Annotated in this window: 30 protein-coding genes and 1 tRNA gene; 12 read left to right on the plus strand and 19 right to left on the minus strand. The window is 64.7% G+C overall.

Annotated elements, in window-relative coordinates:
- Window positions 1-14: 14 nt before the first annotated feature.
- From OCK02_RS09040 to OCK02_RS09060, 5 genes are all read right to left on the minus strand, one after another.
- Window positions 15-665, minus strand: a complete 651-nt coding sequence (locus OCK02_RS09040; protein ID WP_230807984.1) for a CpaD family pilus assembly protein — start codon at window positions 663-665, stop codon at window positions 15-17.
- A 61-nt stretch (window positions 666-726) separates the two neighbouring features.
- Window positions 727-2262, minus strand: coding sequence for a type II and III secretion system protein family protein (locus OCK02_RS09045; protein WP_263812768.1), 1536 nt, complete (start codon window positions 2260-2262; stop codon window positions 727-729).
- A 14-nt stretch (window positions 2263-2276) separates the two neighbouring features.
- Window positions 2277-3086, minus strand: coding sequence for a Flp pilus assembly protein CpaB (cpaB, locus tag OCK02_RS09050; protein WP_230807856.1), 810 nt, complete (start codon window positions 3084-3086; stop codon window positions 2277-2279).
- Between the two features lie 233 nt (window positions 3087-3319).
- A complete protein-coding gene (locus OCK02_RS09055) occupies window positions 3320-3832 on the minus strand; it encodes a prepilin peptidase (protein ID WP_263812769.1) in 513 nt (170 codons plus the stop codon).
- A gap of 135 nt (window positions 3833-3967) precedes the next feature.
- Window positions 3968-4153: a Flp family type IVb pilin gene (locus OCK02_RS09060; protein ID WP_263812770.1), complete on the minus strand. Its 186-nt coding sequence runs from the start codon at window positions 4151-4153 to the stop codon at window positions 3968-3970.
- 366 nt (window positions 4154-4519) lie between these two features.
- Here OCK02_RS09060 and OCK02_RS09065 point away from each other — a divergent pair, with 366 nt between their 5' ends.
- The 7 genes from OCK02_RS09065 to OCK02_RS09095 all read left to right on the plus strand — a co-directional run bounded on the left by OCK02_RS09065 (window position 4520) and on the right by OCK02_RS09095 (window position 10216).
- Window positions 4520-4948, plus strand: a complete 429-nt coding sequence (locus tag OCK02_RS09065) for a pilus assembly protein N-terminal domain-containing protein (protein ID WP_412178791.1) — start codon at window positions 4520-4522, stop codon at window positions 4946-4948.
- A 206-nt stretch (window positions 4949-5154) separates the two neighbouring features.
- Entirely contained in the window at window positions 5155-5733 is a 579-nt protein-coding gene (locus tag OCK02_RS09070) for a TadE/TadG family type IV pilus assembly protein (RefSeq protein ID WP_263812771.1), read from the plus strand.
- A complete protein-coding gene (locus OCK02_RS09075; protein ID WP_263812772.1) occupies window positions 5730-6362 on the plus strand; it encodes a TadE/TadG family type IV pilus assembly protein in 633 nt (210 codons plus the stop codon). The genes OCK02_RS09070 and OCK02_RS09075 overlap by 4 nt, the downstream gene beginning before the upstream one ends.
- A 186-nt stretch (window positions 6363-6548) precedes the next feature.
- The gene (locus tag OCK02_RS09080; protein WP_263812773.1) at window positions 6549-7778 is read left to right on the plus strand and encodes a phosphopentomutase; all 1230 of its coding nucleotides are present in this window, start codon (window positions 6549-6551) and stop codon (window positions 7776-7778) included.
- Window positions 7775-8743, plus strand: coding sequence for an adenosine deaminase (locus OCK02_RS09085; RefSeq protein ID WP_263812774.1), 969 nt, complete (start codon window positions 7775-7777; stop codon window positions 8741-8743). Before OCK02_RS09080 ends, OCK02_RS09085 begins: the two co-directional genes overlap by 4 nt.
- A gap of 114 nt (window positions 8744-8857) precedes the next feature.
- A complete protein-coding gene (gene upp / locus OCK02_RS09090) occupies window positions 8858-9487 on the plus strand; it encodes a uracil phosphoribosyltransferase (protein WP_112594501.1) in 630 nt (209 codons plus the stop codon).
- A gap of 192 nt (window positions 9488-9679) precedes the next feature.
- On the plus strand, window positions 9680-10216 hold the full coding sequence (locus OCK02_RS09095) for a TIGR02281 family clan AA aspartic protease (protein WP_263812775.1): 537 nt from the start codon (window positions 9680-9682) through the stop codon (window positions 10214-10216).
- Here OCK02_RS09095 and deoA read toward each other — a convergent pair.
- From deoA to OCK02_RS09130, 7 genes are read right to left on the minus strand one after another with little or no spacing between them, the layout of a single operon-like run.
- Window positions 10206-11519 carry a thymidine phosphorylase gene (gene deoA / locus OCK02_RS09100; RefSeq protein WP_263812776.1) on the minus strand — a complete coding sequence of 438 codons (1314 nt, stop codon included), beginning with the start codon at window positions 11517-11519 and terminating at the stop codon, window positions 10206-10208. The genes OCK02_RS09095 and deoA overlap by 11 nt on opposite strands.
- A 2-nt stretch (window positions 11520-11521) precedes the next feature.
- Entirely contained in the window at window positions 11522-12295 is a 774-nt protein-coding gene (gene deoC, locus OCK02_RS09105) for a deoxyribose-phosphate aldolase (protein ID WP_263812777.1), read from the minus strand.
- Window positions 12288-13097, minus strand: coding sequence for a purine-nucleoside phosphorylase (locus OCK02_RS09110; RefSeq protein ID WP_263812778.1), 810 nt, complete (start codon window positions 13095-13097; stop codon window positions 12288-12290). The genes deoC and OCK02_RS09110 overlap by 8 nt, the downstream gene beginning before the upstream one ends.
- Window positions 13094-13486 carry a cytidine deaminase gene (locus OCK02_RS09115; RefSeq protein ID WP_230807845.1) on the minus strand — a complete coding sequence of 131 codons (393 nt, stop codon included), beginning with the start codon at window positions 13484-13486 and terminating at the stop codon, window positions 13094-13096. Before OCK02_RS09115 ends, OCK02_RS09110 begins: the two co-directional genes overlap by 4 nt.
- Window positions 13487-13488: 2 nt before the next feature.
- On the minus strand, window positions 13489-14460 hold the full coding sequence (locus OCK02_RS09120; protein ID WP_230807844.1) for an ABC transporter permease: 972 nt from the start codon (window positions 14458-14460) through the stop codon (window positions 13489-13491).
- 4 nt (window positions 14461-14464) lie between these two features.
- Entirely contained in the window at window positions 14465-15598 is a 1134-nt protein-coding gene (locus OCK02_RS09125) for an ABC transporter permease (protein ID WP_263812779.1), read from the minus strand.
- Window positions 15595-17130: an ABC transporter ATP-binding protein gene (locus OCK02_RS09130; protein ID WP_263812780.1), complete on the minus strand. Its 1536-nt coding sequence runs from the start codon at window positions 17128-17130 to the stop codon at window positions 15595-15597. The genes OCK02_RS09125 and OCK02_RS09130 overlap by 4 nt, the downstream gene beginning before the upstream one ends.
- 177 nt (window positions 17131-17307) lie before the next feature.
- On the opposite strand from OCK02_RS09130, the gene OCK02_RS09135 reads away from it, so the two are divergent.
- Window positions 17308-17538, plus strand: a complete 231-nt coding sequence (locus tag OCK02_RS09135; RefSeq protein ID WP_263812781.1) for a SlyX family protein — start codon at window positions 17308-17310, stop codon at window positions 17536-17538.
- A 69-nt stretch (window positions 17539-17607) separates the two neighbouring features.
- On the opposite strand, the gene OCK02_RS09140 is transcribed toward OCK02_RS09135, so the two are convergent.
- The 3 genes from OCK02_RS09140 to OCK02_RS09150 form a co-directional block, all read right to left on the minus strand.
- Window positions 17608-18600, minus strand: a complete 993-nt coding sequence (locus tag OCK02_RS09140) for a BMP family lipoprotein (protein WP_263812782.1) — start codon at window positions 18598-18600, stop codon at window positions 17608-17610.
- A 213-nt stretch (window positions 18601-18813) separates the two neighbouring features.
- Window positions 18814-19464: a peptide-methionine (S)-S-oxide reductase MsrA gene (gene msrA, locus OCK02_RS09145; protein WP_263812783.1), complete on the minus strand. Its 651-nt coding sequence runs from the start codon at window positions 19462-19464 to the stop codon at window positions 18814-18816.
- Window positions 19465-19529: 65 nt separating this feature from the next.
- Entirely contained in the window at window positions 19530-19847 is a 318-nt protein-coding gene (locus tag OCK02_RS09150) for a hypothetical protein (RefSeq protein ID WP_263813031.1), read from the minus strand.
- Window positions 19848-20079: 232 nt separating this feature from the next.
- On the opposite strand from OCK02_RS09150, the gene OCK02_RS09155 reads away from it, so the two are divergent.
- The 3 genes from OCK02_RS09155 (at window position 20080) to OCK02_RS09165 (ending at window position 21671) form a co-directional block, all read left to right on the plus strand.
- Window positions 20080-20169, plus strand: a tRNA-Ser gene (locus OCK02_RS09155).
- A 251-nt stretch (window positions 20170-20420) separates the two neighbouring features.
- On the plus strand, window positions 20421-20579 hold the full coding sequence (locus OCK02_RS09160) for a hypothetical protein (protein WP_263812784.1): 159 nt from the start codon (window positions 20421-20423) through the stop codon (window positions 20577-20579).
- Between the two features lie 318 nt (window positions 20580-20897).
- Complete coding sequence (locus tag OCK02_RS09165) at window positions 20898-21671, plus strand: hypothetical protein (protein WP_263812785.1); 774 nt, start codon at window positions 20898-20900, stop codon at window positions 21669-21671.
- 23 nt (window positions 21672-21694) lie between these two features.
- Here OCK02_RS09165 and OCK02_RS09170 read toward each other — a convergent pair whose 3' ends face one another.
- Both OCK02_RS09170 and OCK02_RS09175 read right to left on the minus strand, forming a co-directional pair.
- Window positions 21695-21964 carry a hypothetical protein gene (locus OCK02_RS09170; protein WP_263812786.1) on the minus strand — a complete coding sequence of 90 codons (270 nt, stop codon included), beginning with the start codon at window positions 21962-21964 and terminating at the stop codon, window positions 21695-21697.
- 91 nt (window positions 21965-22055) lie between these two features.
- Entirely contained in the window at window positions 22056-22979 is a 924-nt protein-coding gene (locus OCK02_RS09175) for an alpha/beta fold hydrolase (RefSeq protein WP_263812787.1), read from the minus strand.
- Window positions 22980-23039: 60 nt separating this feature from the next.
- Here OCK02_RS09175 and OCK02_RS09180 point away from each other — a divergent pair, with 60 nt between their 5' ends.
- Complete coding sequence (locus tag OCK02_RS09180; protein WP_263812788.1) at window positions 23040-23609, plus strand: TetR/AcrR family transcriptional regulator; 570 nt, start codon at window positions 23040-23042, stop codon at window positions 23607-23609.
- Window positions 23610-23782: 173 nt separating this feature from the next.
- Here the strand turns inward: OCK02_RS09180 and OCK02_RS09185 are convergent, their stop codons facing one another.
- Window positions 23783-24313 (minus strand): dihydrofolate reductase family protein, encoded by a 531-nt coding sequence (locus OCK02_RS09185; protein ID WP_263812789.1) that lies wholly within the window; start codon window positions 24311-24313, stop codon window positions 23783-23785.
- A 161-nt stretch (window positions 24314-24474) separates the two neighbouring features.
- Entirely contained in the window at window positions 24475-25173 is a 699-nt protein-coding gene (locus OCK02_RS09190; protein WP_263812790.1) for a calcium-binding protein, read from the minus strand.
- Window positions 25174-25265 lie beyond the last annotated feature (92 nt).

Raw genomic sequence — 25265 nt, forward strand, 5'->3', positions numbered from 1 at the left:
CGTGCGCGGCTCCGTCAGTCTGCCGTTCCGTTTTCGCGATAGTCCTGGATCGCCGTGGCGCGGCGCTCGGCGTCGATCGGCGTCATGCCGCGCGGCCCGACCAGATCCATCGGATTGGCGATCTGCGCGGCGAGGTTCGCCTGCGTCGCGCAGCCGAAATTGTAGTACTGCCTGTTTTCCATCGTGTTCAGCGTCAGGTCCTCCGGCCACTGGCCGCAGGGGTTGGTCTTCGCCGTGGTCGAGATGAAGGCGAGCCGGATCGGGGCGGCGTCGCCCTGGCCGGCCGCGCCGTAGGCCGTCTCGATGATGAGCTTGTTCGGCACGCCCTCGTTGACCAGCGTCGCGCGCACCTGCTTGCGCAGTGCTGCGGCGGCACCCGCATTGGCCGAGCCCTGCGGCAGCATGATCTGCACCGTGCCCTTGGACTTCGATTCGTAGTCCTGCGCGAAGCCGCGGATGTTGTCGCGCATCGGAAGCGTCAGCGAGCGGTCGCCAGAGGCGACGGGAATGTCCAGCGTATGCTCGGCCTCCGTCAGCACGATCGGATGCCGCGTGCGGTAGTCGTCCGGGATCGACGATGTCGTCACCGCGTCCTTCGAAGCGCAGCCGGCGAGCACCGCTGCGGCGAGGACGAACGTCAGCGGAAGAAGGCGACGGGAGACCATCGGGGCGAGCCTTTCGCAGGGGGACTGGAAGCGTGTGCGTGCGGTCATGTCCGTTCCCCGGTCATTTGTAGATGAAGCCGACGGCGCCGTTGTAGGTCCCGGCGGGTACGCCGGCCTCCTTGCGGCCGTAGATCTGGTTGACCCGGCCGAGGAAGAAGCTCGCCGCATCGTTCGTCGGGTTGAAGTTGTCGTCCGGCCGGTTCAGCGCGTTGCGGGCCACCGGGCGAACGAGGTAAGGCGTTGCGATGATGACCATTTCCGTCTCGTTGCGCAGGAAGTCCTTGGAGCGGAACAGCGTGCCGAGCACGGGGATCTTCGACAGTCCCGGAAAACCGGTCATGGCCTGGCGGATCTCTTCCTTCACGAGGCCGGCGATCACGATCGAGCCGCCGGACGGAAGCTCCACGCTCGTCGACGCCTCGCGCCGGCGGATCGACATGGCGGTGACGGCGGGCATGTTGACGTTGCTGCCGGTGTTGACGGAGCCTTCGAAGGTCGGCTCGGACACCTCGGTTTCGACGCGCAGGCTGATGCGGCCGGCAGACAGCACGACGGGCTTGAAGTTCAGCCGGATGCCGTATTCGACCTCCTCGTTCGTGCGCGAGATCTTGCCCTCTTCGTCGACTTCCTGCTCCACCGGGCGCCAGAATTCGCCGCCGACATAGAAGCTGGCGTTTTCGCCGGAGATGGCGGTCAGGCTCGGCTCGGCAAGCGTCCGCATCACGCCGGCCTGCTCCATGGCGTTGACATAGGCTGCGATATTGGTGCCGCCGATGCTGCCGGAGAGCGCGGCATTGGCCGTCCAGTCGATCGCGCCACCGAGGTTGGAGGGGTTGCGGAAGGCGATGCCGCCGTCGGTTCCGCTCACAGAGCCGTTGAAGCCGAGCTGTTTCAGCACTTGGCGGCTGACTTCGGCCACGGTGATCTTCAGCGTCACCTGGTCCTCGCCGTCGATCTTCAGCATGTTGACGACCTGCGACTTCTGCCGCTCTTCCCCGAAGATCGCCGCGTCGCCGTTGTTGCCCTGGGCCGTCACGGTGCGGGTGGTCGCCTCACCGCCGGTCAGGAAGATGTCGGCGAGACGGGCCGCCTGCAGCGCGTCCTGCGGCGTGCGCACCGTGCCGGTCAGCACGATGTTGTCGGAGATGATCTCGACCGAAATGTCGGAATCGGGGATGAACCGGCGCAGATGATCCTCGAGGCCCGCGATGTCGCGCTCGACGGCGAGGTCGAGGCTGACGATCTCCTCGCCGTTCGGCCCGAAGATGAAGACGTTGGTCTGGCCGATCTCCTTGCCGAAGATGTAGATGCGCCGCGAGGTGCGGGTGACCGCATCCGCCTTCATCGGATCGGCGACCAGGATGTCGTGCGCGTCCGTCGGCAGGTCGACGACGATCGCCTTGTTGAGGCCGAGCTTCAGCGCCTTGCGCGCGCCCGGGCCCGTCTGGGTGATCCGGACGAGGCCGGTGGAGGCGGCCTGCGCCATGTCGATCGCGGTGCCGCCGTTCACCAATGCCGCCGGCATGCCCGAGAAGGCAAGGCAGAAGGTCATCCCGCCGGCGACCGAAGCCCGAAATTTCTTTCCGATTCCTCGCACTGTGCGCTCCTGCTTCACTTGTTGACCGCGGGCGTGCCCGCCCGGACGATCTCGCCGGACTTGATGACCTGGATGATGGGCGAGCCTTCGCCTCCGCTGAGCAGATAGTCGGCAGCCCGGGTGTCTTCCTCCTGCGCGTCGGCGACGCTGCGCAAGGCCAGCTGCAGCCGTTCGGCCATCTGCTGGGCAACCGTGATCACCTTGGACTGGTCGGGCGTCAGCTCGAGCGTCGCCGTCGTTCCGACGACCGTCTTCTTGCCGTCCTCGCTTTCCTGGATCTGCTGGTCGATCGCCAGCACACGCACGTTGCTGAGGATGGTCTCGGTGATCTTGGTGTCGTCGTCGCCCTCGCGGACCATGATCACGTCGACGCGGTCGTTCGGCAGGATGAAGCCGCCGGCACCGGTCGCAACGGAGATCTCGGTGGAGACCGCGCGCTTTCCGGCCGGCAGCAGCGACGACATGATCTTGCTGTTGGAATCGGCGATCTTCTCCTGGCGGATCGGCTCGCCGTTGAAGATCGGCATGCGCACGACCGCCCCGGCGAGTTTCTCCCGCGCGTCCGGGCGGCTCTGTTCGGTGATGAAGCCCTCGACGACGTTCTTTTCCGGCCAGGCGCTCCAGCCGATCGCTTCGCCGTTGAGGCGCGCGCCGATCGGAAGGCTCTGCGTCGCCACCAGCACGTTCACCGTTGGCTCCCGTTCGACGACGGGCTCGCTTGCGACCGAGATCCTGTTGCCGCGGGCGAGTTGCAGGGCGAGATAGCCCGCCACACCCGCCGACAGGACGGCGACTGCCAGAATGATGATTCGCGCCGGTTTCATGTTTGGCCCCTGGACGTGCGAGATTGCATCGTCACATTGCGCACCAATTGGTATAATTATGGTTAATGACTTGCTTATGAGCTTGGTTAACAGGCGCTTAAATGACGGTGCGCTCGGGGCGATCAGTTTCTGCTAATGCAATCCATGGGCGATCGGCCTTATTTCGGACGGCATTCCGTTAACCTGCGTCCTCAGTGCGCGGGCCGGCGATCGTCGGATTCAAATGATCTTTGTCAGTGCAGGCGGGCGAGGGCGGCCTGCATCAGCGGCGAAGCGGGATAGGTGACGAAGGCGGCGATGCCGATCGCGATCCCGTAGGGCACTTTTCGGGCGGTCAGCAAATGGGCCGGAACCGGAATACCAGATGCCATGATCGCGGTGGCGCGGGCGCGGAGGGCCAGCAGCGCGATCGTCAGGATCCCGCCGAAGATGGAAACCTGCACGAGGAAGGAAACGAGCGAGGGCGTCAGGCCGAACCAGACGGCGCTGGCCGTCAGGAGCTTGGCGTCGCCCCCGCCCATGACGTTGAGTGCGAACAGCCCGAAGCAGACGCCGAAGACGGCGAGACCGGCCAGAAGATGAAAGCCGATCTGGACCAGACCCAACCCGGCGAGCGGCGCAACGACGATGAAAGTGGCCAGGAGGATCGCCGAAACCCGGTTCGGGATGGTCATCGTGAAGAAATCGGAGAAAGCCGCGATCGCAAGGCAGAGCGGAAAGACGACAAAGATTGTTGCTTCCGTCATGGGTTTCTCCGGTGAGGCCAGGTGCGGCCGCTTGCGAGTATGAGGCAGGTTTATGAACGGTCTCTAAACTAGAATGGCCGCCTTCCCGCGTGGGAAGGCGGCCATCGCTGAGCCACGGGCTTCCGTGAGCCTGGATTACGGCGTGGGGTTGTTCGCCGTCGTCATCTCTTCGCCCAGATTGACGAAGGTTTCCGACAGCTGCCCGCCGAGCGTGGTTGCGCCGGCGATGATGGCGACGGAGATCAGGGCGGCGATCAGGCCGTATTCGATGGCGGTCGCGCCGGATTCGTCTTTCAGGAAGCGAGCGAAGATCTTGGTCATGGGAGTTTCTCCTATCCACGATGTTGGTTCAGCACGTCCGACAACTGTTTTCCGTTGTTCGGATGACTGCAACCTACACGCGCCGCATTGCCACCTGCTTAAGGAAGGCGGTTACCTTTCCGTTAACGCGGACTGCCCGATATTGTGGTAAACAATTGGGCAACGGCAGCCCGCCGGATCGGGGTATGTAGGGGAACGCCAAAGAACGGTCGAATCCGCGCACGCGCACAGGCGCGCTTGCATGAAGTCCGAGTGCGTCGCTTCCGTCTCTCCCGGCGGCGTTCAGGAAAAATCGGCGCAACTTAAGGGTTCATTCACCATTCGCGGCCATTCTCGGCCAACACCGCAGCTTCAGGATATCGCCAGATGAGAACCGTCGGGACGTTCGCCACTTCCAGGGCCATGCGACTGGCCGTCGGACTTCTGCTTGCGCAGTCCTGCCTTGCCGCGGGCAGCGCCCGGGCGGAAGACGGCGAAATGATGCGCGTCTACATGGACCATGCGCGCGTGCTGAAGCTCGACCGCCCCGTCAGCAAGGTCATCGTCGGCAATGCGGACGTGGCCGACGCCACCGTCGCCGACGCCACGACGATCGTGCTCACCGGCCGGAACTTCGGCACCACCAATCTCGTCCTCCTCGACGCCGACGGCAACGCCATCGTCGACGAGCGCATCCTCGTCTCCATCGACGAGGGCAACACGGTCCGCGTGTTCCGCCAGACCGAACGCTCGGTCCTCTCCTGCACGCCGATCTGCGAGCAGCACGCCAAGCGTGCCAACGGCGCGGGCCCCTGATACCTGCTCCCTGAGGCCTCCCGCGTCCGAAACCGGGAAGCCGGTAGAATGCAAGCCTTCCCGCAAACGGAAAATAAACGGTCGATCGAATAATCTCGCGCCCATGCGCCGTCGAACGGTCGATGCAGGACCGTCCGGGCCGACGCTGGGGGAAATGCACCCTGCCTCCCTGAGGGCCGGGTGCGAGCGGAAGGTGGATCGGATCCATGATGGGAACGAGCAGGCGACATGGCGAGCCGACCGGCCGGCTGGGACGCTTCTTCGCGACGCGCGAAGGCGCTTCCGCCCTGGAGTTCGCCATTCTCGCGCCCGTGTTCTTCGGCATCGTCTTCGCGATCATCGAGACCTTCGTCGCCTATGCGGCAGAGCAGGTTCTGCTCAACGCCAACGATGCGATGGCCCGCAGGATCCGCATGGGCGAGATCACCTTCGACATGGGCCGCCCGACCGACGTGGACGAGAAGGAGTTTCGCGCCCTCTTCTGCGCGGAGTTCGTCGTCCTGCTGAGCTGCTCCGACGATGACACCACGGTCGCGCCGCGTCTCCACATCGACGTGCGCAGCCTGGCGAATTTCGGAGGATCCGCCGATGTCCTGGCATGCCCGGACAGCAACACCTTCACGCCCGGCGGCAAGCAGACGACCAACATCGTGCGGTCCTGCTACCGCTGGCCGATCATCGTCGATTACCTGCGACTGGTTTCGCTGCACGGTTCGTCGGACAACACCATAGACGGGCAGAACCTGGTCGCCACGGCCGTTTTCCGCAACGAGGACTATCCATGAGAGCCAGGGACACCGGACGCATCGCAAGGGCCATGGTTTCCTTTATGCCCGCGCCGCTGCGCCGGCTGGCGCGCGGGCGCGAGGGCGCCGGCGCGGTGGAATTCGCGATCCTCGTGCCGTTGCTGCTGGTCGGATATATCGGCGCCTACGAGCTTTCGGTGGCCATGTCGGTCTACAACAAGGTCGGCCGCAGCGCTTCGACAATCTCCGACCTTTTGACCCAGGGCAGTTCCGTCGGAAGCGACGAGTTTGACAGTACCCGAATGGCTGCCAACACCATTCTCGCACCCTACCAGGTTAGCGCCGACAACCTCGGCTACGAGATTGTCGGCATTCAGATCGACGATGACGGCAACGCCACGGTCGCCTGGTCCCGCGATGAGCACGACAACAGGGTGACGGGCATGACCAAGGGGACGACGGTGCCGCTGCCGGAGAACATGACGAAGACGAAGAGCTTCATCGTGATGACCACGGTGACGATGGACTACAAGATCGAGCTCGTCGAAAAGGTCCTGCCGTTCCTGCGCGGATCCTCGACGACGGAGATCCTGGATCCCAAGCTCAAGCGCACCGGCTACAGCCGTCTGCGCAAGGGCAACGAGCTTCCGTGCAGCGTTTGCACCTGATGCTTGCAGTCGGCGTCGCTCCCCGCCGTCCAGCCGGCGATTTTCCTTGAGCCGCCATCGATTTTCATGTCATTCCGGCCGTGGGAGGATCGCTGTCGGCGCCGGGTGACGCTTGCTTTTTCAGCCGTGTCGCGCTCCTTCCGTTCCGCAGCCCAGCGCCAGCCGCGCGGGATCGACAGGTGATGCATGGCCAGAGCGTTTCTCTTCGTACTTGATTCCTTCGGCATCGGCGGCGGCCCGGATGCGGCTGATTTCGGCGACGACGGCGCCGATACGCTCGGCCACATCGCCGAATTCTGCGCCGCCGGCGCGGCCGATCGCCCGGGCCTGAGACAAGGCCCGCTGAAGCTTCCTAACATGTCCGCCCTCGGCCTCCTGCATGCAGCCCGCGCCGCGACCGGCCGCTTTCCTGATGGCATGGACGTCCCGCCCCGGGTCTTCGGCCAGCACGGCGCGGCAAGCGAGATCTCCCGCGGCAAGGACACGCCGTCGGGACACTGGGAGATCGCCGGCACGCCGGTGATGTTCGACTGGGGCTATTTTCCCGCAGACGGCGACGCCTTCCCGCCCGACCTGGTCGCCGCCATCTGCGAGGCCGGAGAGGTGCCGGGCATCCTCGGCAACTGTCACGCCTCGGGGACCGACATCATCGCAAGGTGCGGCGAGGAGCACATCCGCACCGGCAAGCCGATCTGCTACACCTCGTCCGATTCGGTCTTCCAGGTCGCCGCGCATGAGACGCATTTCGGCCTCGACCGTCTCCTGGCGTTCTGCCAGTCCGTCCGGGCCCTCCTCGACGACCGGCCGGGCGGCAGGATCGGCCGCGTGATCGCGCGGCCCTTCATCGGCGAGACGCCTGCCGGTTTCGAGCGCACCGGCAACCGGCGGGACTATTCCGTGCTGCCGCCCGAGCCCACCTTGCTGGACCGGCTCACCGAAGCCGGGCGCACCGTTCATGCCGTGGGCAAGATCGGCGACATCTTCGCCCATCAGGGCATCGGCCGGCTGGTCAAGGCGAACGGCAACATGGCGCTGTTCGACGCGACCCTGCAGGCGATGGACGAGGCGAAGGACGGCGACCTGGTGTTCACCAATTTCGTCGATTTCGACATGCTCTACGGCCATCGCCGCGACGTGGCCGGCTATGCCGCAGCGCTCGAGGCCTTCGACCGGCGCCTGCCGGAGGTGGACCGCAAGCTGCATGCGGGCGACCTCGTTCTTCTGACGGCCGACCACGGCTGCGACCCGACCTGGCGCGGCACCGACCACACGCGCGAGCGCGTGCCGGTCATGAGTTTCGGCCCCGGCATCCGTTCGCGCCTGCTGGACACCCGCACCACCTTCGCCGACATCGGCGAGACCATCGCCAAGCACCTCGGCATTCCCCCCGGCCCGCACGGGAGAAGCTTCCTGTGACGCGGCCCCTGAAGAAGGCCGAGCTCCACTGTCATCTCGAGGGTGCGGTTCCGCCGGCGCTGGCGCTGTCGCAGGCTAGGAAGTACCGTATCAAGACCGATGCCTTCCTGCGCGACGGCGCCTATGTCTGGCGGGACTTTACCAGCTTCATTGTCGCCTACGACGCCGTCGCCGGCCTCTTCCGCACCGAGAGCGACTATGCGCTCCTGACCGAAACCTATCTCGACGGGCTTGCCGCCTGCGGGGCGGTCTATAGCGAACTCTTCGTCTCGCCCGACCACGCCGAGACCGTTGGCCTCGGCGCCGACGCCTATCTCGCCGGGATCAGCCGCGGCATCGAGGCGGCACGGGCGAGGACGGGGATCGAATGCCGGATGGTCGTCGTCGGCCTGCGCCACCGCGGACCGGAGCGGGTCGAATGGGCGGCCCGCTACGCCGCGGCTTGCGGCAATCCGCTGGTGACCGGCTTCAACATGGCGGGCGAGGAACGCCTGGGTACCGTTTCCGACTTTGTCCGCGCCTTCGACATCGCCCGGGACGCGGGGCTGGGAATCACGGTGCATGCCGGCGAACTTTGCGGGGCGTCCAGCGTGCGCGATGCGCTCGATCTCCTCCGCCCGACCCGGATCGGTCACGGCGTGCGGGCGATCGAAGACCCTGCTCTGGTCGAGCGCCTGGCGGACGAGGGCGTCGTGCTCGAAGTCTGCCCCGGATCGAACGTGGCGCTCGAGGTGTTTGCCGACTTCGCCGCCCATCCGCTCCGCCGGCTTCACGCAGCCGGCGTCAGGGTCACGCTCAATTCCGACGATCCACCCTTCTTCCAGACCTCGCTGCAACGCGAATACGATCTCGCCCGCGAGGCGATGGGGTTTGCCGATGGGGAACTGGACGCAATGACGAGGACGGCGATCGAGGCCGCCTTTGTCGACGAGGACAGCCGAAGCCGGCTGCTCTCGCGGCTCTGACGCTGCTCGGCTTCGCAATGGGGATGAACGGCCGGCGCCTGATCCGGTCCCTTGCGGGACGAGGCGCGAATGTGAAAGAAGAGAAGATCAACGAATTCGAGGGAAGGTTTGGCCATGGACGGCGTCACAGTCATCGATCACCCGCTCGTGCAGCACAAGCTGACCATCATGCGCAAGAAGGATACCTCGACCGGCAGCTTCCGGCGGCTCCTGCGCGAAATCTCCACGCTGCTCTGCTACGAGGTCACCCGTGACCTCGAACTGACGACTGAACGGATCGAAACGCCGCTGCAGGTCATCGACGCACCGGTCCTCGAAGGCAAGAAGCTCGTCTTCGCCTCGATCCTGCGCGCCGGAAACGGCCTGCTCGAGGGCATGCTGGAACTGGTCCCCTCCGCCCGCGTCTCGCATATCGGCGTCTACCGCGACCATGAGACGCTGGAAGCCGTCGAATATTTCTTCAAGGCGCCCGATCTCCTGAACGAACGGCTCGTCATCGTCGTCGACCCGATGCTCGCCACGGGCAATTCGGCGATCGCCGCGATCGAGAAGCTGAAGGAGCGCGGCGCCACCAACATCCGCTTCCTCTGCCTGCTGGCCGCCCCCGAGGGCATCCGCAACTTCCGCTCCGCCCATCCCGACGTCAGGGTCTATACGGCTTCGATCGACAGCCACCTGAACGACAAGGGATACATCATGCCCGGCCTCGGCGACGCCGGCGACCGCATGTACGGAACGAAGTAGGGCGCGACCGCCGGCGTTAACCCGGCGTTAGCCACCGCACGCGTTCGCCGTAGTTAACGGGGCAGCCGGACGCCATCTTTCCGGTCCGTCAACCTTGGCATGGTGTATTGCCTCGCACGTCCGATTGGACGCGCGTCGTCGCACAATCGCGACAATGCGCAAGGTCGGGGATGAACCCCGCAGGAGATGCCCATGTTCGCCCGCAGCCTGTTCGTTGCAGCCGCCATCGCCGTCGCGGCCGTCTACGTGCCCGGCATGGCGAGCAGCTATCTCTCAGCCGGCCGGACCGAGGCCACGGCGACGAGCGATGCGCAGACGGCAACCGCCGCGCCGGTCTCGACCGCCCGCTACACCGGCAATCGCGGCGTCACGCTGGAGGCCGATGCCGCCGGTCATTTCTCCGGCCTTTTCACGGTCAACGGTCGCAAGCAGGAGGGCATGATCGACACCGGCGCCAGCATGGTCGCGATCAATGTCTCGATGGCGGAGCGGCTGGGGATCGCGCGCAAGGAGCTGGAGTTCCGCTATGCCGTCAACACCGCCAACGGCAAGGCGCGCGCTGCCTATGTCCGCCTCGACAGTGTCGCGATCGGCACGATCACCGTCCCCGACGTCGGCGCCATGGTGCTGGAGGACAAGGCGCTTTCCGGCATGCTGGTCGGCATGACCTTCCTCAAGGGGCTCTCGTCCTATCAGGTCGACGGCGGCCGGATGCGCCTCATTCGCTGATCCGGTCGATAATCGGGTAGTCCGGCAGCGGGGCATTGTCCCCGATCGTGTAGAGCGCGCGCAGCCGCGCCACGCCGGCAATGGCCTCGTCCAGCGTCTGCGCGTGGACGCGGCCGATCTCGTCGCCCGCCTCGATGCGCGTGCCGAGGGGTCTCAGCCGGTCGAAGCCGACGCGGTGGTCGATCGCCTGGTCGGGCCTCGTCCGCCCGCCGCCCATCTCGATCACGGCCGTTCCCAGCCCGCGCGTGTCGCAGCCGACGAGATATCCCGCGATCTCCGATGTCGCCGGCAGGATGATGGGCGCTTTCGAGAGGGTCCCGGCCGGATTGTCCATCAGGTCGCCGGGGCCGCCGAGCGACCGCACCATCTTCGAGAACGCCTCCGCGGCGCGTCCGTCAGAAAGCACCTGCTGCGCCTGCTCGTGGGCGGCCACCATGTCCGTCTCGATGCCCGCGCTGATCAGCATTTCCGCAGCCAGCGACAGCACGATGCGCTCGAGCCGGGTTCCCACTTTCTCGCCCCGGAGAAAGGCGATGCAGTTTTCGACCTCCACGACATTGCCGACGGCATCTGCAAGCGGCTGGTTCATGTCGGTAATGAGCGCGCTCGCCCGCAGCCCAGCACCGTTCGCGACCTCCACCAGCGCCTTTGCCAGCCGCTCGGCATCCGGCCGGCTCGTCATGAAGGCGCCGTTGCCAAGCTTCACGTCGAGCACGAGCGAATGCAGCCCTGCGGCCAGCTTCTTCGACAGGATGGAGGCCGTGATCAGCGGAACGGAATCGACCGTGGCCGTCACGTCGCGGACGGCGTAGAGCCGCCGGTCTGCAGGCGCCAGGTCGGCGGTCTGGCCGATGATCGCACAACCCGCTTCCTTCACCGTCCGGCGAAACAGCACGGGCTGCGGCGTGATCGTATATCCGGGGATCGATTCCAGCTTGTCGAGCGTGCCGCCGGTGTGCCCGAGGCCGCGGCCGGAGATCATCGGCACGGCGAGCCCGCAGGCGGCCGCGATCGGCGCCAGCATCAGCGAGACGTTGTCGCCGACGCCGCCGGTCGAATGCTTGTCCGCCACCGGCCGGTCGAGGTCGCGCCAGTCGAGCACCTCTCCGGAATCGCGCATCGCTTCGGTCAGCGCCACGGTCTCGCGGGCGTCCATGCCGCGAAACCAGACGGCCATGGCGAAGGCGGCGACCTGGCCTTCGCTGGCCCGTCCATCCGTCAGCGCGGCGACGAACTGACCGATCTCCTCTGCCGAGAGAGCCTCGCCGTCGCGCTTGCGGCGTATGGTCTCCTGCGGGAGCATCGTCAGTAGGCCGCGCTCTGGCCGCCGGATTCACGGCCCTCGAGCACGGCGACGATATCGCCGAGGAGGCCGGACGCACCGAAGCGGAAGGTCGAGGGGATCGCCCAGTCGGGCCCGTGGATTGTCGCCGCCAGATTGAGGTAGAGGCTGGCGTCCCCGACGGTGCGAACGCCGCCGGCCGGCTTGAAGCCGACATTGCGGCCGCTCTCGCGGATGGCGTTGAGCATGATGTCGGCCGCTTCCAGCGTCGCGTTCACGGCCACCTTGCCGGTCGAGGTCTTGATGAAGTCCGCCCCGGACGAGATCGCCAGGTGCGATGCGTTGCGGATCAGGTCGCGGTCCTTCAGTTCGCCGGTTTCCAGGATCGTCTTCAGCACGACAGGCGGCTTGCAGGCTTCCCTGACGGCACGGATCATCTGCCGCACCGCATCCTCGTCGCCTGCGATCAGGGCCTTGTACGGAATGGCGAGGTCGATCTCGTCGGCGCCGTCGGCGATCGCCTGTTCGGTCTCGGCGACGACCGTCTCGACCGGCAGGTCGCCCGAGGGAAAATTGACCACGGTGGCGATGCGGATCCGGCTGTCCGGCCCGAGCAGGGTGCGGGCCTGGGAAACGAAGCGCGGCCAGATGCAGATCGCGGCCGTCGTGCCGAACGGCGTGTTCGCCTGCTGGCAGAGCTTTTCGATCGCGGCCGTGTCGCAGTTGTCGGAAAGGTCCGTCAGGTCGAGCAGCGACAGCGCCTTGGCGGCGACGAGGCGGGGCGTGGTTTCATTCATCGGCAGTCTCTCCGGCCGCGATCATCTCGGCAAGCACTGCGGCAAGCCGCGCACCACCGACAGGGGCCATGTCCTTGGTTTCGTGATGGCTGAGTTCGGTTCCGATCATGCCGGCGCCATAGTTGGTGATGACGGAGGCCGCAAGCACCTTCAGCCCGAGGAAGCGCGCGATCAGCACCTCCGGAACGGTGGACATGCCGACGGCATCGGCGCCGAGAATGCGGGCCATGCGGATTTCCGCCGGCGTCTCGAAGCTCGGGCCGGAGAACCACATGTAGACGCCCTCGTGCAGCGGCGTGCCGGTCCTGTGCGCCGCCGCCTCCATCTGCACGGCAAGTCCCGCGTCATAGGCGTTGGTCATGCCGACGAAGCGGTCATCGCTGTCGATGCCGATCAGTGGATTGGCGCCGGAGAAGTTGATGTGATCGGAAATGCGCATCACCGAGCCGGGCGGCATGTCCTCGCGCAGCGAGCCTGCGGAATTGGTCAGGATCAGCGAGGTGACGCCGAGGCCCTTCAGGACCTCGATCGGCCCGCGCATCGCATCGGCGTCGCCCTTTTCGTAGTAGTGCGCCCGGCCGGACAGCATGATCACCGGAACGCCCCCGACGAGCCCGATGACCATCTCGCCGGCATGGCCGGAGACGGAGCTCGTAGGAAAACTCGGCAGCTCGGAATAGGGGATGCGCACACCGCCCTCGACCGTGTCGACGAGCGATCCCAGCCCGGAGCCGAGGACGATCCCGTAGCGCGGCACCAGCCCGCCGAGGTGGGGAAAGAGGTGGTCGACCGCGTCCTTCATCCGATCACCTCCGTTGCGAAGCCGTGCGGCAGGAGCTCGTCCATCGTCATCGTCTTCTTCACGCCCGTCTCGTCGCACAGGTAGATGCGCGTCGAGGCGGAGGCGAACTCGGCGATCTTCTGCCGGCAGCCGCCGCAGGGCGGGCAGAGCGGCAGCTTCTCGGCGATCACGGCCATCTCGACGATCTTCTTCGCACCCGCCATGATCATCGCGCTGATCGCGGTCGGTTCCGCGCACCAGCCTTGCGGAAACGAGATGTTCTCGATGTTGGCGCCGGCATAGACCTTGCCGTCCTCGGCGCGGATCGCCGCCCCCACCGGAAATTTCGAGTAGGGCGCATGCGCAAACGCCATGGCGTCGCGGGCCGCTTCGAACAGGTCGTGGGACATTCTCACCGCTCCTTCACATACGGCACGCCGCCGGCCCGCGGCGGAATGGCCTTGCCGATGAAGCCTGCCAGCAGCACCACGGTGAGGATATAGGGCAGGGCCTGCATCAATTGTACCGGCACCTTGCCGATCAGCGGCAGTGGCGTGCTCTGATAGCGGATCGCGAACGCGTCGAGGAAGCCGAACAGCAGGCAGGCGAACATGACCGGCACCGGCCGCCACTTGGCGAAGATCAGGGCTGCGAGCGCGATATAGCCCTTGCCGGCCGTCATCCCCTTGGTCCAGCCGGCATTGGCGGCAAGCGACAGGTAGGCGCCGGCGATGCCGCACAGGATGCCGCAGCAGATCACGCCGCGGTAGCGCATCCAGATCACCGAGATGCCGGCCGTGTCGACCGCGCCCGGATTCTCGCCGACGGCCCTGAGCCGCAGGCCGAACCGCGTGCGGTAGAGGATCCACCAGCTGGCCGGCACCATCAGGAAGGCGAGATAGGTCAGCGCCTGGTGGCCGGAGATCAGCTCGGCATAGATCGGCCCGAGCAGCGGTACGCCGCGCAACGCCTCGGCGAAGGGAAGCTCGATCACCTGGAAGCGGGCGCCTTCGGCGAGCGCCGGCGTGCGGCCGCCCTGATGGAACCACGCCTCGCCAAGGATGACGGTGGCGCCGGCGACGATGAAGTTGATGGCGACACCCGAGACGATCTGGTTGCCCCGCTGGGTGATCGAGGCATAGCCGTGCACCAACGACAGGAGCACGGAGACGACGACGGCCGCCAGAAGCCCGGCCATCGCCGACTGCGCGACGAAGGCGACGCAGCCGGCGGCAAAGGCGCCGCCCAGCATCTTGCCCTCCAGGCCGATGTCGAAGACGCCGGCGCGTTCGGTGAAGAGGCCGGCAAGGGCTGCGAGGATCAGCGGTGTCGAGAGCCGGACGGTCGATTGCGCAAGCTCGAGGAAGAGCTGAAGATAATCCATGGCCTCAGGCTCCCTTGACGGCCGCGTCCGCGCGTCCGCGTCCGGAGAGGGCGAGGACGGCGCGGGTGATGGCGGGGCGGAACATATGCTCCAGCGCGCCGGCGAAGAGGATCACGAGACCCTGGATGATGACGATCATGTCGCGCGAGATCGACGGCATCTCGAAGGCGATCTCGGCGCCGCCCTGGTAGAGCACGCCGAACAGGACTGCCGCGGGGATGATGCCGGCGGGATGCGAGCGCCCCATCAGTGCGACGGCGATGCCGACGAAGCCGGCGCCCTGCACGAAGTCGAGCTGCATGCGATAGGTCTCGCCCATGATCGGGTTCAGCGCCATCATGCCGGCGAGCGCGCCGGAGATCATCATGGTGATGATGATGATGCGCGCCTCCTTGATGCCGGCATAGCGCGCCGCCTGCGGGCTGTGGCCCATGGTGCGCATTTCGTAGCCGAGCTTGGTGCGCCAGATCAGCACCCAGACGCCGAAGGCTGCCGCCAGCGCCAGCAGGAAGGTGACGTTGAAGGGCGAGGTGCCGACGCTCAGGCCGAAGATCGACATCAGCCAGTCGAGTTTCGGCAGCTGCCCGCCGGTGTCGAAGGTCCGCGTCTCCAGCGACATCGAGCCGAGCGGCTTCATCACCCGGTTGAGCATGTAGTTCATCAGGCTCGCGGCGATGAAGTTGAACATGATCGTGGTGATCACGATATGGCTGCCGCGCTTGGCCTGGAACCAGCCGGGCAGGAACGCCCAGGCGGCGCCGAACAACCCGGCCCCGAGGATCGCCACCGGAAAGACGACGTACCAGGGCATGATCCGGTCGAGCCAGAGGCAGGCGAGCGCCACGCCGATGCCGGCGACATAGGCCTGCCCTTCTCCGCCGATGTTGAACAGCCCGGCATGGAAGGCGACGGCAACGGCGAGCCCGGTGAAGATGAAGGTGGTGGCGTAGTAGAGCGTGAAGCCGATATATTCGCCGCGCCCGAAGGCGCCGTTGATCATGTGGTAGGCCGCCTCCAGCGGGCTCTCGCCGACGAGCAGTACCACGAGTCCCGCAACCGCAAAGGCGACGACGAGATTGACGAGCGGGATGAGGCCATATTCGACCCAGCCCGGCAGCTTCGCATAGGGGGTGCTCATTGCGCGGCCTCCTTCGGGCCTTCGACGCCGGCCATCAGGAGGCCGAGCTCGCCTTCGGAGGCATCGGGGGACCGTTCGCCGACGACGCGGCCGGCAAACATCACGAGGATCCGGTCGGACAGCGCCCGGATCTCGTCGAGCTCGACCGAGACGAGCAGCACCGCCTTGCCCTGGTCGCGCATCTCGATGATGCGCTTATGGATGAATTCGATCGCGCCAACGTCGACGCCGCGGGTCGGTTGGCCGATGATCAGCACGTCGGGCCCGCGCTCCATCTCGCGGGCCAGCACGATCTTCTGCTGGTTACCGCCGGAGAAATTGGCCGTCTTCAGCCGCGCGTTCGGCGGGCGGATGTCATATTTCCGGATCTTCTCTTCCGCATCGGCGCGGATCGCGTCGATGTCGAGAAGGAGGCCCTTCCGGTATTGCGGGTCGTCATGATAGCCGAGGATGGCGTTCTCGCTCTCCTCGAATTTCAAGACTAGGCCGACATGGTGGCGGTCCTCCGGCACATGCGCCAGCCCGCGCTGGCGCAGTTCGGCCGGATCGGCATGGCCGGTGACGTCGATCGCCCGGCCGTTCAGCTCCACGTTGCCGGAGACGGCGCGGCGGATGCCGGCGATCGCCTCTAGAAGCTCGGACTGGCCGTTGCCGGCGACGCCGGCGATGCCGACGATCTCGCCGGCGCGCAGATCAAGGGAAACGTCGTCCACCATGGTCACGCCGCGGCCGTCGCGCACGGTCAGGTTCTTCACCGAGAGCTTCACGTCGCCCGGATGTGCTGTGCCCTTTTTCACGCGCAGCAGCACGCGGCGGCCGACCATAAGCTCCGCCAGTTCCTCCACCGAGGTCTTGTCGGTCTCGCGCGTCGCCACCATCTCGCCGCGGCGCATGACGGAGACCTCGTCGGTGATCGCCATGATCTCGCGCAGCTTGTGGGTGATGAGGATGACCGTCTTTCCCTGCGCCTTCAGCTGTTCGAGGATCCGGAACAGGTGGTCCGCTTCTGCCGGCGTCAGCACGCCCGTCGGCTCGTCGAGGATCAGGATGTCGGCCTTGCGGTAGAGCGCCTTGAGGATCTCGACGCGCTGCTGCAGTCCGACCGGCAGTTCCTCGATCACCGCGTCGGGATCGACCTCCAGCGCATATTCCCTCTCCAGCCGCTTCAGTTCCGCCCGCGCCTGGGCGATGCCGGCGTTCAGGATCCAGCTTTCCTCGGCGCCCAGCATGACATTTTCCAGGACCGTGAAGTTCTCCACCAGCATGAAGTGCTGGTGCACCATGCCGATGCCGGCCGCGATCGCCGCATTCGGATCGCGAATGCTGATCGTGCGTCCGTCGACGAGGATCTCGCCGCGATCGGCCTGGTAGAAGCCGTAGAGGATCGACATCAGCGTCGACTTGCCCGCCCCGTTCTCGCCGATGATGCCGTGAATGGTCCCTTTGCGGACCTTCAGGTTGATGTCCTTGTTGGCATGGACGAGGCCGAAGCTCTTGTCGATGCCTTTCAGTTCGATTGCCAGTTCACCCATGACGATCCGTTGTTCTCGTATGTGGACGCCGCCGGCCTGCCTGGGCGCGGACGTGCGGCCACCTCCGGCCAGTCTTCCCGTTCAGTCTTGTTGCTTCCGTTACGCTTGTCCAGCATCATTGCGGGCGGCTGCGCCATTCGGTAGATCCACCGCAACGAAGCGGAAGGCCGACGAACTATGACCAATCCCGTAAATCCCGCCGATGACCATGCCGGTCGCATCGCCGCCCTGGAGGAGCACGTGGCCCACCAGAGCCGCACCATCGAGGAGCTTTCCGACCAGTTGACGGAGCAGTGGAAGGTGGTCGAGCAGATGCGGACGAAGCTGGACCGGCTGACCGATCGCTTCCTCGCCCTGGAGGAGAGCGCGCTCGAGGCGCCCGCGATCACCCGCCCGCCGCACTACTGACGCTTCCGGCAGAAACGGAAAGCCCGCCGGCTCGTTGCGAGACCGGCGGGCCGCCTGTGGCAATGGCGATCAGTACGGGCAGGTCTCGTCCGACATGTAGTCGTGGACGGTGACCGTGCCGGCGATGATGTCGGCCGTGGCCTTGTCGATCGCAGCCTTCATTTCCGGCGTGATCAGCGGCGCATTGTCGTCGTCCATGGCGACGCCGACGCCGTCTTCCTTTAGGCCCAGAACGTTGATGCCGGGGGCGAAGTTGCCGTCGTTCGCCGTCTTGAAGGCATCGTAGACGGCGACGTCGACGCGCTTCAGCATCGAGGTCAGCACCTTGCCGGGATGCAGCATGTTCTGGTTGGAATCGACGCCGATGCCGAGCTTACCCGCATCGGCCGCGGCCTGCAGCACGCCCACGCCGGTGCCGCCGGCTGCGTGATAGACGACGTCCGAACCCTGGTCGAACTGCGACTTGGCGATCTCGCCGCCCTTGACCGGGTCGTTCCAGGCGTCGGGCGTGGTGCCGGTATAGGCTTCCAGCACGTTGACATCCGAACCCGTGGACTTGGCGCCGCCGATATAGCCGCAGGCGAACTTGTGGATCAGCGGAATGTCCATGCCGCCGACGAAGGAGACGGTCTTCGACTTCGAAGCCATCGCGGCCATGATGCCGGCGAGCCAGGAGCCTTCCTCTTCCTTGAAGACGACGGAGCGGACGTTCGGCTTGTCGACGACCATGTCGATGATGGCGAACTTGGTGTCCGGATATTCGGCTGCGACCTTCTCCAGCGTGGCGGCCCAGGAGAAGCCGGCCATCACGATCGGGTTGTTGCCGTCGCCGGCGAAGCGGCGGAGCGCCTGTTCGCGCTGCGCGTCGTTGGCGATCTCGAAGTCGCGATATTCGATGCCGGTCTCGGTCTTGAACTTTTCGGCGCCGTTGAAGGCTGCTTCGTTGAAGGATTTGTCGAACTTGCCGCCGAGGTCGTAGATGATCGCCGGCTTGATGTCGGCCGCAAGCGCCGTCGCCGACATGGCCGCAGTGGCAAGGAAAGTAAGCAAGGTTTTTTTCATCGTGCAGCCCTGTTGCTATTGATTTTTTTGGGTCCTCCCGCACGTCCGTGAATGACGGTCTGCGGAGCGCCAACCCTGTTCCCGAGGATCAGACGCGGCGATCCTTGCATGCCCGCCACAAAATTTCACGACAATTTTTTCAGTTGGTAAAAAAACGTGGCGGGCCTGCCAGGGCCCGCCGTCGAGGGCTTCGCTACAACCGGGAGAGGCACCTCAGCCGATGGCGCAGGAGACCCCGGTCCCGCGCAGGCCGCAGTAGCCGCCGGGGTTTTTCGCCAGATATTGCTGGTGATAGGGCTCGGCGAAATAGAACGCGCCGGCCGGCGCGATTTCCGTCGTGATCCTGCTGCCGTGCCCGGCCGCGTCGAGGGCGGCCTGGTACCGGTCGCGCACCCTCAGCGCCGTCTCCAGCTGGTCGTCACCGGTCGTATAGATCGCCGAACGGTAGGTCGTTCCGATATCGTTGCCCTGGCGCATGCCCTGGGTGGGGTCGTGCTCCTCGAAGAACACCTTCAGAAGATCCTCCAGCGAAACGACGCTGGGGTCGTAGACGACCCGAACCACCTCCGTGTGCCCCGTCAGGCCCGTCGTCGTCTCCTGGTAGGTCGGGTTCGGCGTGAACCCGCCGGAATAGCCGACGACCGTGACATAGACCCCCGGGATCTGCCAGTAGAGGCGCTCCGCACCCCAGAAGCAGCCGAGCCCGAGAAGGATGCCGCGGGTATTGTCGGGGTAGGGGCCCTTGAGCGGGTGCCCGTTGACGAAGTGCGTCTCCGCCGTCGGGATCGGCTCCGGGCGGCCGGGGAGCGCTGCGTCCGCCGCCGGCATCGTCGTCTTCTTGTTGAACATGTCGATCAGGAACACGCGAAATACTCCTTTCAGGCCCGTAAGCTCCGGGCATCCTTCATGGTCGGTCAGGACGTTGTCCTTCAGGCGGTGAAGCGGCCCGCGAACGGCCGGCGCTTGTAGCCGATCATCCAGAGGAGCAGCGCCAGCACCAGCAGCACGATCGCGGCCGGTTGCGACAGCACCCAGAGCGCCGCCGGGTTCCAGAGGACCGGATGCACGCGGTTCATCAGCGTGTCGGCGACAAACGCGATCGATTCGGGACTGACCGCACTCCAGGCGACCGCGAGCGGCGTCAGCACGGGCGTGGACGCCGCCACGGACTGGATCGCATCCAGCGACGCCGCCATCACCGCGAGCGTCAGCGCCACGAGGCTGAGCATCCTGAAAACGAAGCGTATCATCGACGGTATCACTCCGGCAGGACCTTCGGGCCAATCCCTTGCTTCCGCCTATAGATAAGAGCCGCCGCCATCCGTTGCAATCGGCCATGCCGCAACACGATCGAAGACGGTCAAAATTCTGTCAGAAAGCGGTTGATCCCGCAGCCATCATCGGTATATATCGCGCCGTCCCGCCCACTGGAAACAGCGGCGCGGTCCGTGCCGGACTGACCACCGGCCGTCAACGGATGGACAGGTGGCCGAGTGGTTGAAGGCGCACGCCTGGAACGCGTGTATACGTGAAAGCGTATCGAGGGTTCGAATCCCTCTCTGTCCGCCATTTGCCGCCGATTGCCCTCTATGCTGCGATATTGTCGCTGATGGCCGCATTCCAACATGCGGAATGGCAATCCGCCGATTCTAGACCATATGGGGTGACGTAAATCACCATGTTGCGCAATCCATAATGGTCGTCAAACCCGAGCCTCTGTATAGCTAGGTGTCTGTGGACTTAGCCAGTTCTGGAAAACACTTGATCGGCAATTCAACTCAGGCGAGAATTGTGTTTTACCTACGATTGGGGGGGGCTAGGTGACAAACAGAGTTCACATCGATGCGCCGGCAGGCGTTATCGAAATTGAAGGCGAAAAAGACTTCGTAGAGGGGCTTCTCGCAAAGCTGTTCCCGCTCATCGAAGAGGTGGGCTTTGGCAGTCGCCCGGTACAGAATGAAGAGGTTCAGTCTGTTTAGAGCGACACGAACAGCAACCTTGATGTCGAGGCCTCCGAGGATAACGGAAGCGGCACAAAGTCCAAAGTGAAGCGCAAGCGGAGTGTCGCTCCCAAAGGTCATACTTGTGCGGATAGGATTCTGGCGCTGAAGGAGGAGGGCTTCTTCAAGACGAAACGTGGCGGGAGCGATATAGTAGTCGGCCTTGCTGAAAAAGGCTTTACTCACAAATCAAATCAGGTCGCCGCAGCAGGTGAGTCACTTTTTAAGAGAGGGCTTCTTCAAAGAACAAAAGATGGTTCCGGTCCTTTCAAGTATTACTGGGACAGGGATTGACGCTTGAGTCTCCCTAACCTCCAAGACACTCTCAAAACAATTCCTTTGGGCCTGCGCACGCCTCTAATCGAGGAATTCGAGCAAGCACTTGACGAGTACCGTGCCAGTGACTGGGAAAAGGTTGGTCTCAAGGCAGGAAAATTCTGCGAAGTCGCTTATTGTATATGCGCCGGGCACGCGACGGGAACTTATACGACAAGGCCATCAAAGCCGGGGAACTTTCCTCAGGCATGCCGAGATCTAGAACAATATAACGGCACCAAAGGACGCTCGCTCTGTATGCAGGTACCGAAGGTTTTGGCTGCGCTTTACGAACTTCGGAACAATCGGGCGATTGGTCATGTTTCGGCTGAAGTTAGTCCTAACCACATGGATGCAGAGTTTTTCCTGCGTGGTATGAAATGGATCATGAGCGAGCTTGTTCGCAACTATTCGCAACTGGCTCTGTCTGATTCTTATGCCGTCGTCGAAGCGGTCACCGCTCGAACATTCCACATGGTTTGGTCTAATGGCGATATACGGCGAGTGCTTGAGCCGGTGAAAACTGCAAGTCAAAAGGTGCTAATTTTGCTCTACGCGGAAGGCAAGCCGGCGACCGTCACCCAACTGCAAGGTTGGGTCGAATACAAAAACGGAACTGATTTTAAACGTAAGGTCCTCAAGGATCTCCATAAGAAAGCATGGGTGCACTTCGACGAAAGGGCAGCAACAGCGCAAATCCTACCAACTGGCCAAGCGCATGTGGAGAAGTCAGGTCTTCTGGTCATGGGGTCATAGAGCCAGCAGTAGTCGCGTGCGCTTTAGAGGGCCATAGCGTAGGTGTAGTTCTCCGATTCTTCGTCTTCGGCCCGCCATTTGCCGCCGCTCTCCGCCTTCAAGTCGCTATCGCCGCTGACTGTTGCACTTACCAAGCGGCGCTGAACACCACCGATTCTATCGCTACGGCCCGATTCGCCTTGAATATCAGAGACGGCAGCAATCGACCTCGTGGTGGTTCGCCCGCCCGCGAACGACGTGTTGCCGGCTTCCCTGCTGAATCTTCGTTCCTGCGACGCGGATCTCTGCGTCATGCGGTTTGGCAATCTCCTCCGGTGCGATACAGACAGCAAGCGAACCCTGCGTCTGACGATTTGGCGAGGCGACGCATGAAAGCCCCCGGGTTCAAAGGTCGATGACGTGGCGGGGCCAGGGGTTGCGGCCGTCGCGCAGCCATAGCAGCGTGTCGAGCCAGAAGCCGGATGCGTGACTGTCGTGGAACAGGCCGAAATGGCCGATGGCGTCGCAGCCATAGTCCGCTGGCCGAAGCAGGACCGCCGTTCGTTCGGCGCGCGTGTAGTAGTCCAGCGTGCGGCGGATGGCGGCCGGCGTGCCGAGCTCGTCGTCGGAGACGGTCACCGCCAGGATCGGCGCGGCAACGGCCGCCATGCGGTCGAGCGCGCCTTGCCGTTCGGCAGGGCGATGACTGTGTTCGAAGCGCTGTCCGCGAAAGCTCCATTCATGGGCGACGCCTGCGGGCAGGTCCTCCAGCCAGCCCAGCCGGCGGCCGGGGAAATAGCCGAATGCGCATGTCAGCGCAGCCATCGCCACATGCCATTTGAGGAACAGGGGGAGCCGCCGGCTGGCGGCATAGTCGCCCCACCAGGCATATTGTGCGCCGACGGTCAGCATGCGGTCGATCCGGTGGGCGCTTTCCGCAAGGCCCGGCAGGAACCCGCCGATGCTGTGGCCCACCACGAACAGCCCGTCGCAACGGCCGTGTTGCCGGACGAACCGGACGGCGCCCTCGAAGTCCCGCTCGCCCCAGTCGCGCCAGCGATAGCTGCATCCCTTCAGCCGCTCGGGCCTCGACAGGCCGATGCCGCGATAGTCGTAGGTGAGCACGTCGAACCCGTGCCCGGCGAGGAAGCGGGCATAGCGGTGGTAGTAGCGCGAGAGGACGCCGGTGGCGGCGTTGACAATGACGGTGCCGGCCGGATCGGCCTGTCGTGCTTGCCAGACATGGCCGCCGAGCCGAACCCCGTCCGGACAGGGGATTTCGACCGGTATTTCTTCGATGGCCGTCTGGAGCGGAGGCAGATTGCGCATAGAGGCACGATAGGGGCTGCGGCAGATTGTGTATATTCACTGGTCGGTATACAAAGGCACATGACCAGGACCGATATCCCCACGCGCGAGCGCATCGTCGAAGCGGCCGGCAAGCTCTTTCACGCCGAGGGCATCCGCGCCGTCAGCGTCGATGCCGTCGCCGAAAAGGCCGGGCTGACCAAGCGGACCCTCTACTATCATTTCCGCAGCAAGGACGATCTGATCGCGGCCTGCCTGGAGGCCAGGGACCAGCCCAACCTGGCGCTGTTCCAGCGCTGGTTTGCCGAGACCGACGGCGACACCGCCGACAAGGTGCAGGGCATTTTCCGCAATCTCGCAATGGCTGCACGGCATCCCAAATGGAAGGGGTGCGGCTTCCTGCGCACCTCGGTCGAACTCATCCACCTGCCGGGACATCCCGCGATCATCGCCGGCCGCACGCACAAGAAGCGGGTCGAGGACTGGCTCTGCGCGGTGCTCGCAGACATGCGCGCGCCCGACGAGGCGCGGCGTCTGGCGCGGCAGATCATTCTCCTGCTCGACGGCGCGTTCGCGGTCGTGCTTCTCCACCGGGACCCCGACTATATGGACAGCGCCGGCGAGGCGGCCGCGAAGCTGATCAGAGCCTAGAGTTTGTCAGGAAAAGTGGGATCCGGTTTTCCCGAAGAGACAAACGATAGCAAGGAAAGCGAGAGTCTGACTGCTTCGCGCCAGAAGCACGGCCGAACGCACTTGCGGCGACTTTGACGACACGATTGCCGGCCGAAAGCCGCCAGTCGCCGCACGTTCGGCGGCTTGCGCGATCAGGCAGGAACGTATGTCAGCCTGACCGTGTCCTCGCCAACGCGATCGGTGGAAACAAGGCGGAGCGGCGGCCGTGGGCCGGCAAAGAACGGCTTGCCGCGGCCAAGCACGTAAGGGTGGAAGTAGAGCCGATATTCATCGACGAGGCCGAGGTCGGTCAGGCTCCGCGCCAGGTCCGGTCCGGAAACCGCAATCTCCCCGGCAAGCCTGGCCTTCAGGTCGCGGATCACCGCCTCGACGTTGTCTTCGACAAGCGTGGCGTTGGGGCCGACCGACGTCAACGAGCGCGACACGACCCACTTCGGTTGACGCCTCCACGCGACCGCGAACGCGCGTTGCTCCGCACTCCACTCGGGACGGTCTTCGTCCCAGGTGCGCATGGTCTCGTACATCCGGCGACCGTACACGCTGCCGGTCAGGTCGCGCACGTGCTCTGTCCAGTGGCGGAAGAGCAAAGGCCCCGTCCGCATTTCCAGGTGATCGACATAACCGTCCAGGGACTGGTTCATTCCGAAGACGAGCTTCGCCATGCTGCCGGGCCTCCGCGTCAGGATGTTCACGTTAGTATGAACAAGGAGGCGCAGAAAGTGGAGCCGACCACATGCTGATTGAGGACCGGGTGTCCGGCGCCATCCGGCAGCCTCCGGGCACAACGATCCTAAAGGCGTCTCGGCCCTGCCGGCCCGTTGGCTCAAAGGATGAAATCACCCTTCTGCAGCACCAGCGGATCGTCGAGACGGATCGAGAAGTCGGCCTCGCCGTCGCCATCGCGGTCGGCAAGGACGATCGTATCGCCGGCCCGTTTTTCAGAGCGAAGTTCGCCGGCCCGGCCGTGAAATTCCTCGTCTGCTATGAACCGGAACGTCTGATTGCCGTCGGAGGATATGCCATTGGCGTCGATCGACGAGACGTCGATGCGATCGCCTCCCTTGAGGCTGAAGTCGTAGATCGTGTCGCGGCCGCCGGGATCTGCGGTCGACTCGGCGACCTTCTTGAAGATGAACCGGTCGGCGCCGCCTCCGCCATAGAGATCGTCCTGGCCGAGGTCTCCTCTGAGCTTGTCCGCACCGGCTCCGCCCTTCAGGACGTCGTCGCCGAGACCGCCTCTCAGTTCGTCGTTTCCGGCGTCGCCATACACGAAATCGTTCCCGCGGTCGCCTTCCAGCCGGTCTTCGTCTCTGCCGCCGCGGAGAATGTCGCTGCCGCTGCCGCCCTGAAGCCTGTCGGCTCCGTCGCCGCCGGACAGCGTGTCGTCACCGCTGTCGCCCATGAGCCTGTCGTCGGCCCCCAGGCCGTAGAGCGCGTCGTCCCCTGCGCGCCCTTCAAGGCGGTCGTCTTTGCCTGTGCCCCGGAGTGTGTCGCCGGAAGAAGTGCCAGTCCTGCGAACCATGTTGCTGCCCTCCCATGAAAAGATGGCGACAAGATAGGGCGGCCTTGTCGTCCCTCAATCGATCCTATGGGCTAGTACCTCGCTCCCAGGGG

The organism is Rhizobium sp. TRM96647, from assembly GCF_025780115.1.
Classification (GTDB): Bacteria; Pseudomonadota; Alphaproteobacteria; order Rhizobiales; family Rhizobiaceae; genus Mycoplana.

Bases quoted from the DNA above. Each gene is read 5' to 3' on its own strand.
- OCK02_RS09040 (WP_230807984.1), bottom strand. From the start codon at position 665: ATGGTCTCCCGTCGCCTTCTTCCGCTGACGTTCGTCCTCGCCGCAGCG.
- cpaB (WP_230807856.1), bottom strand. From the start codon at position 3,086: ATGAAACCGGCGCGAATCATCATTCTGGCAGTCGCCGTCCTGTCGGCG.
- OCK02_RS09055 (WP_263812769.1), bottom strand. From the start codon at position 3,832: ATGACGGAAGCAACAATCTTTGTCGTCTTTCCGCTCTGCCTTGCGATC.
- OCK02_RS09060 (WP_263812770.1), bottom strand. From the start codon at position 4,153: ATGACCAAGATCTTCGCTCGCTTCCTGAAAGACGAATCCGGCGCGACC.
- OCK02_RS09065 (WP_412178791.1), top strand. From the start codon at position 4,520: ATGAGAACCGTCGGGACGTTCGCCACTTCCAGGGCCATGCGACTGGCC.
- OCK02_RS09070 (WP_263812771.1), top strand. From the start codon at position 5,155: ATGATGGGAACGAGCAGGCGACATGGCGAGCCGACCGGCCGGCTGGGA.
- OCK02_RS09075 (WP_263812772.1), top strand. From the start codon at position 5,730: ATGAGAGCCAGGGACACCGGACGCATCGCAAGGGCCATGGTTTCCTTT.
- OCK02_RS09080 (WP_263812773.1), top strand. From the start codon at position 6,549: ATGGCCAGAGCGTTTCTCTTCGTACTTGATTCCTTCGGCATCGGCGGC.
- upp (WP_112594501.1), top strand. From the start codon at position 8,858: ATGGACGGCGTCACAGTCATCGATCACCCGCTCGTGCAGCACAAGCTG.
- OCK02_RS09095 (WP_263812775.1), top strand. From the start codon at position 9,680: ATGTTCGCCCGCAGCCTGTTCGTTGCAGCCGCCATCGCCGTCGCGGCC.
- deoA (WP_263812776.1), bottom strand. From the start codon at position 11,519: ATGCTCCCGCAGGAGACCATACGCCGCAAGCGCGACGGCGAGGCTCTC.
- deoC (WP_263812777.1), bottom strand. From the start codon at position 12,295: ATGAATGAAACCACGCCCCGCCTCGTCGCCGCCAAGGCGCTGTCGCTG.
- OCK02_RS09110 (WP_263812778.1), bottom strand. From the start codon at position 13,097: ATGAAGGACGCGGTCGACCACCTCTTTCCCCACCTCGGCGGGCTGGTG.
- OCK02_RS09115 (WP_230807845.1), bottom strand. From the start codon at position 13,486: ATGTCCCACGACCTGTTCGAAGCGGCCCGCGACGCCATGGCGTTTGCG.
- OCK02_RS09120 (WP_230807844.1), bottom strand. From the start codon at position 14,460: ATGGATTATCTTCAGCTCTTCCTCGAGCTTGCGCAATCGACCGTCCGG.
- OCK02_RS09125 (WP_263812779.1), bottom strand. From the start codon at position 15,598: ATGAGCACCCCCTATGCGAAGCTGCCGGGCTGGGTCGAATATGGCCTC.
- OCK02_RS09130 (WP_263812780.1), bottom strand. From the start codon at position 17,130: ATGGGTGAACTGGCAATCGAACTGAAAGGCATCGACAAGAGCTTCGGC.
- OCK02_RS09135 (WP_263812781.1), top strand. From the start codon at position 17,308: ATGACCAATCCCGTAAATCCCGCCGATGACCATGCCGGTCGCATCGCC.
- OCK02_RS09140 (WP_263812782.1), bottom strand. From the start codon at position 18,600: ATGAAAAAAACCTTGCTTACTTTCCTTGCCACTGCGGCCATGTCGGCG.
- OCK02_RS09170 (WP_263812786.1), bottom strand. From the start codon at position 21,964: ATGACGCAGAGATCCGCGTCGCAGGAACGAAGATTCAGCAGGGAAGCC.
- OCK02_RS09175 (WP_263812787.1), bottom strand. From the start codon at position 22,979: ATGCGCAATCTGCCTCCGCTCCAGACGGCCATCGAAGAAATACCGGTC.
- OCK02_RS09180 (WP_263812788.1), top strand. From the start codon at position 23,040: ATGACCAGGACCGATATCCCCACGCGCGAGCGCATCGTCGAAGCGGCC.
- OCK02_RS09185 (WP_263812789.1), bottom strand. From the start codon at position 24,313: ATGGCGAAGCTCGTCTTCGGAATGAACCAGTCCCTGGACGGTTATGTC.
- OCK02_RS09190 (WP_263812790.1), bottom strand. From the start codon at position 25,173: ATGGTTCGCAGGACTGGCACTTCTTCCGGCGACACACTCCGGGGCACA.